The 5065-nt window shown below is 75.1% G+C and carries 6 protein-coding genes; all 6 read right to left on the reverse strand.

The annotated features are described in order from the left end of the window. Positions 1–289: 289 nt before the first annotated feature. The 6 genes from pdxA to RM540_RS15985 all read right to left on the reverse strand — a co-directional run bounded on the left by pdxA (position 290) and on the right by RM540_RS15985 (position 4981). Complete coding sequence (pdxA, locus tag RM540_RS15960) at positions 290–1351, reverse strand: 4-hydroxythreonine-4-phosphate dehydrogenase PdxA (protein ID WP_311665961.1); 1062 nt, start codon at positions 1349–1351, stop codon at positions 290–292. Next, positions 1348–1533, reverse strand: a complete 186-nt coding sequence (locus RM540_RS15965) for a hypothetical protein (RefSeq protein WP_311665963.1) — start codon at positions 1531–1533, stop codon at positions 1348–1350. The genes pdxA and RM540_RS15965 overlap by 4 nt, the downstream gene beginning before the upstream one ends. Positions 1534–1618: 85 nt before the next feature. Next, positions 1619–3133, reverse strand: coding sequence for a leucyl aminopeptidase family protein (locus RM540_RS15970; protein WP_311665965.1), 1515 nt, complete (start codon positions 3131–3133; stop codon positions 1619–1621). Further along, a complete protein-coding gene (locus RM540_RS15975; protein WP_311665967.1) occupies positions 3130–3369 on the reverse strand; it encodes a hypothetical protein in 240 nt (79 codons plus the stop codon). The genes RM540_RS15970 and RM540_RS15975 overlap by 4 nt, the downstream gene beginning before the upstream one ends. Continuing rightward, positions 3369–3884: an ATPase gene (locus RM540_RS15980; protein ID WP_311665969.1), complete on the reverse strand. Its 516-nt coding sequence runs from the start codon at positions 3882–3884 to the stop codon at positions 3369–3371. The genes RM540_RS15975 and RM540_RS15980 overlap by 1 nt, the downstream gene beginning before the upstream one ends. Continuing rightward, complete coding sequence (locus RM540_RS15985; protein ID WP_311665971.1) at positions 3881–4981, reverse strand: DHH family phosphoesterase; 1101 nt, start codon at positions 4979–4981, stop codon at positions 3881–3883. The genes RM540_RS15980 and RM540_RS15985 overlap by 4 nt, the downstream gene beginning before the upstream one ends. Between the last annotated feature and the right edge of the window lie 84 nt (positions 4982–5065).

Here is a 5065-nt window from a genome sequence, read left to right on the forward strand (position 1 = left end):
GCCGCCCCGCCTGTACCGTGGGCGGGGCGGTGTCGTAGCGGCGTTGCATGCAACGCCGTCGGGCCGCGGCGCCCGGGCGGGCGTAACGGGCGGGGCGGTGACCGGCGGCGCGGCGCCTTCCCCGACCGCCCCGCCCACGTCGTACACCACCCCTAGCCCCTCCTGACCAAGAGGGGAACTGCCGCCGCCTTGTCTCACCCCCGGCGTCCGTCTCCGACCGCCCCGCCCTCGTCTGCCGCGTGGGCGGGGCGGAACAAAACCGGCACCACCCCGCCCGCGCGCCTCATTCCTATCCCCCCATCCTCCGCCGCGCCATCTGCGCTGCCAGCAGCACGGCCTCCACCATTGAGCCCGGGTCCGCCCCGCCCCCTTGGGGTCCGCCCCGCCCCGCCAGATCGAAGGCCGTCCCGTGGTCGGGGCTCGTGCGGACGATGGGGAGCCCGAGCGTCACGTTGACGCCGGCGCCCTGCGCGATCGCCTTGAACGGGGCGAGGCCCTGGTCGTGGTACATGGCCACGACCGCGTCGAAGCGGGACCACGCGGCGCGGCCGAAGAAGGCGTCGGCCGGGAACGGGCCGGCCACGTCGAGGCCGTCCGCGCGGAGGGCGCCGAGGGCGGGGCGGATCGTGGCCGCCTCCTCGCCCCCGATCACGCCACCGTCGCCCGCGTGTGGGTTCAGGCCAAGGACGGCGAGGCGCGGGGTCTCGACGCCCAGGTCGCGGCGGAGCGCGGCGGCGAGCGTCCGGCACACGTCCGCGATGCGCCCGCGCGTGACGAGCCTGGGGACGGCCGAGATCGGGACGTGGATCGTGACGAGCGCCACGCGCAGCGGCCCCCGCTCGGTCTCCGACGCCAGCACCATCACGACCGTCTCAGCGCCGGTCCACGCCTGCAGAAACTCGGTGTGGCCCGGGAAGTCGTAGCCCGCGAGGTGGATGGCCTCTTTGGAGAGCGGGGCCGTCACCATGCCGTCGACCGCCCCGCCCGCTTCGGGTCCGCCCGCGCCGAGTCCGCCCAGGCAGAGGTCGCAGGCGCGGGCGACGGCCGCCATCGCCTGCGCCCCGCCCGCGGCCGTCGTCTCGCCCCAGGCGTAAGCCGCCCCGCCCGCGCCGGGTCCGCCGGTGTCGAGGACGGCGAGGGCGCCGGGCGGGGCGGCCACGGCGGGATCCTGCACCGCGTGGACTGGCCCCAGCCCCAGCCGCTCGGCCTGATCCGCCAGCACGGTCGCGCTCCCCACCGCCACCACGCGCGCCGCCTCGCGGACGCGGTCGTCACGAGCCGCTTTTAGGACGACCTCGGGGCCGATCCCGTTGGGATCGCCCAGCGTGAGCGCGAGGAGCGGGCGCGTCACGGCTGCTCGTCGGGCGGGGCGGCGGGTGGAAGGACGAGCGGGGCGGCCGCCGTGTCGGCCTCGCCGGCTGAGGGCGGGACTTCGGCTGGCGTCACCACCTCGGGGTTCGAGAACCCGCCGGGCGAGGGCGCCTCTTCGGCCTGTTCGCATCCAGCGATGCCCAAGCCGAACGCGATTATCATCAAGGCGCGCAACCCATTGCGCCTTTCAGCTAGAGCACCAAACAAGGCGGGGCGGGGCGGTCTCCCCTGCCCCTCGCGGCGCGCGCTACGCGGTCGGCTCGGCGTCATTGGTCAGGAGGTCGAGGAGGAGGCGGACGCCGAAGCCGGTGCCGCCCTTCGGGCGGTAGCCGTAGGCCGAGTCCAGGAAGGCCGGGCGCGCGAGGTCGAGGTGGACCCACGGGAACGCCGGAGCGTCGTCCGCCCCGCCCGCGCCGTTCTCGTTGGCCGCCCCGCCCTCGTCGTCGGCGTGCGTAAAGTGTTCGAGGAAGGCGGCGGCGGTGATCGTGCCGGCCATCGCCCCGCCCACGTTCGAGAGGTCGGCCACGTCGCTCTTGAGCTGGTCGCGGTAGTGCGGGTAGAGCGGGAGCGGCCACGCGAGGTCGCCCGTCGCGTCGCCGGCGGCGCGGACGCGCTCGGCGAGCGCCTCCTCCCCCACGCGCGTGACGACGGCCGCCACGCGCTCGCCCAGCGCCACGCCCTGCGCGCCCGTCAGCGTGGCCGCGTCGAGGACCCAGCGGGGCGTGTACGTGCGGGCGTAGCTGAGGGCGTCGGCCAGGAGCAGGCGGCCCTCGGCGTCCGTGTTCATCACCTCGACCGTCGCGCCCGAATGCATCGTGAGCACGTCGCCCGGGACGTAGGCGCGGCCGCCGGGCCGGTTGTCCGACATGGGCAGGAGGCCGATGACGCGGAGGGGCAGTTTCAGCCGCGCCGCGCCGAGGAGCGCGCCCGCGACGGCCGCCCCGCCCGCCATGTCCGCCTTCATCTTGTCCATCGAGTTCTTGGTCGGCTTCAGCGAGAGGCCGCCCGTGTCGTACGTGACCGTCTTGCCGACGAGGACCACGGGGTCGTCGTCCGCGTGCCCCTCCGGCGCCCACTCCAGGACCACGAACCGGGGCGGGTCGAGGCTGCCGCGGTTGACGCCGAGCAGGCCGCCCATCTGTTCCTCCTCGATCCGGCTTTTGTCCCACACCTCGACGCGGAGCCCGACGGCCTCGGCGTCCGCCGCGACCAGGTCCGCCAGGTCGGCCGGCATCTTCTCGTCAGGCGCCAGGTTGACGTAGTCGCGCGCCCGGTTCGTGACGTCGGCGCGGACGTCGGCGCGCTCGACCGCCCCGCCCAGGTCGTCCACCACGCCCTCGGACCACAGCGCGAGCGACGCGGCGGGCGGGGCGGCCGCCGTCCGGTAGTGGTCGAAGCGGTAGGCGCCCAGGCGGAACCCCTCGACGAGCGCGGCCGACACGTCGGCGCCCGCGCCGGGCGGGGTGGCCACGACGACGCGCTCGGCCTCGACGCGCGCCGCCGCGCGCGCGCCCTCGGCGGCCGCCCACCGCCAGCGCTCCAGGCCGTCCGGCGTGCGCGCGTCGACCACGGCGACGCGGCGCGGGCCGCTGCCGCCGGGGATCAGCACGGCCGCGCCCTTCGCGGTGCGGGCGTCGGCGAGCGCCGTCTCGAAGGCGCCGCCGAACGCGTCGGCCCACGCCGCCACCCCGCCCTCGTCGACGGGCAGCACGAGGAGGTCGCAGGAAAGGCCGGCGAGCGGGCCGGAGACGAGGTCGGTCATGAGGAACGGTTGGGTGAGGGGGCGGGGTGGTCGGGCGGCGGCCCGGGCGGGGTGGGAAGGTCGGCGGGCGAGACAGGCTCGGCGACGAGCTCGCCGTCGCGGACGACGATGAGCCGCGTGCCCGTCTGCGCCGCGACGCGGCGGGCTCGCGCGGCCGACCGCTGGAGGGCGGCGAGCATCCGCTGGACGTCCTCTGAGGGTGGAGAGCTGGCGGGAGGCACGTCGTTAGAGGTCATTACGCTGATTGATCGAGGAGAATGGGGGCGGAGCCGGAGGTATCGAACAGCGCCCAGTCGTCGACGAGCGGTTTGAACACCGTGTCGAAGTTCCGCCGCCCCGCGTCGAACCGGCGGCGGATCGTTGGGACCGGGATGTCGTGGCCGCCCTGGCGGACGCGCTCGGCGACGCGGGCGATGGCGGTGTCTACGCTGCGGAGGGCGAGGAAGATCAGGGTGACGCGGTAGCCGGCGGCCTGCCACGCCGGGACGGCCCGGGCGTACCCGTGCCCGCTCAGCGTCGTCTCGACTGCAAAGCTCTCGCGCCGCGCTACCGCCTCGTCGACGAGCGCGAGCAGGAGCCGCCCCGCCCGGAGCGCGGCGCGGTCGGGGTCGAACGGCGAGAGCCCCGCCGCGATAAGGTCGGCGTTGAGGTACCGCAGGTCCTCCGCCTCTCCGGGCAGGTAGTCCCGGGCAAACGTGGTCTTTCCAGCCCCGTTCGGCCCGGCGATCAGGACGGCGCGGGGGCTCTTCACCCCAACGACCCCTTGAACTGGGCGAGCAGCGCGAGGTCGTCCGCCGACATCTCGCCCGACTCGGCGGCCTCGGGGTGGGCCGTCACGTGGGGCGGGGCGGCGTCGACGACCTCCTTCATGGTCCGCTTGAGCTGGCCGTTCTTGACGAACGCGCCCGAGGCGTTGGCGTGGCCGCCGCCGCCGAACTGGTTCGCCCAGCCGTTGATGGGGACGTCGCCCTTGGAGCGGAACGAGATCTTGACCCCGCTCGGGATGTCGAGGAAGATGGCCGCGGCGACCACGCCGTCGAGCCCGAGCGCGTAGTTGATGAGCCCCTCGGTCTCGTCGAAGAGCGCGCCCGTCTGGCGGATCATGTCGCCGGTCACGAACATGGTCGCGAGGCGCCCGCCGTAGTGCGTCTGGATGGTGCCGAGCGCCGTCCCCAGGAGCGCCAACCCGCCCCGGCTGCGCCCGTCGAAGATGGCGACGTGGATGGGCTCGGGCCGGAGGTCGCCCCGCTCCAGCACGTCGGCCACGATGGCGTGCGTGCGCGGCGTGGTCGCCCCGTAGCGGAACGAGCCCGTGTCGGTCATGATGCCGACGTAGAGGGCCGTCGCGACGGCCCGGTCCACGAGCTCCGGGTCGATGCCGACGATGAGGTCGTAGGCGATCTCGGCCGCCGCCGCCGCGTCGGTCCGCACGCAGGCCGTGTCGAACCAGCCCTCGGGGTCGGGGTGGTGGTCGAGCAGGAGGACGGGCTTGCCGGCCTGACGGAACGGGGCCTCGGTGTCGCCCATGCGGTGCCCCGCGTTCGTGTCGCAGACGAGGAGCACGTCGGCCTCGGCGACGGCCGTGGCTTGGGCGAGGTTGCCGGACTCGTAGGTCTGTACGAGGCCCTCAGGCTGCTCCTCGACGAGCCAGTCGAGCGTGCGCGGGGCGGGGTCCGCGTTGAGGACCGTGACCGTCTTGCCGAGCGCGAGGAGCGCCCGCGCGACCGCGATCTCGGTGCCCAGCGCGTCGCCGTCCGGCCGGGTGTGCGTGGTCATGACGACCCGGTCGGCGGCGAGGAGCCGCTCGCGGACGGCGGCGAGGTCGGGCGAGTCGTGGACGAGCGGCATCGGGCGGGGGCGTGGGGGCCGGGAAGCTAGCCGGGCGGGGGGCGGGGCGGGTGAAGAGCGGAGAGAGCGGAGAGAGCGGAGAGA

Source organism: Rubrivirga litoralis (assembly GCF_031846415.1).
Classification (GTDB): domain Bacteria; phylum Bacteroidota; class Rhodothermia; order Rhodothermales; family Rubricoccaceae; genus Rubrivirga; species Rubrivirga litoralis.

Coding starts and splice junctions, on each gene's coding strand:
- RM540_RS15970 (WP_311665965.1), bottom strand. CDS start 3,133: ATGACCGACCTCGTCTCCGGCCCGCTCGCCGGCCTTTCCTGCGACCTC.
- RM540_RS15975 (WP_311665967.1), bottom strand. CDS start 3,369: ATGACCTCTAACGACGTGCCTCCCGCCAGCTCTCCACCCTCAGAGGAC.
- RM540_RS15965 (WP_311665963.1), bottom strand. CDS start 1,533: ATGATAATCGCGTTCGGCTTGGGCATCGCTGGATGCGAACAGGCCGAA.
- RM540_RS15985 (WP_311665971.1), bottom strand. CDS start 4,981: ATGCCGCTCGTCCACGACTCGCCCGACCTCGCCGCCGTCCGCGAGCGG.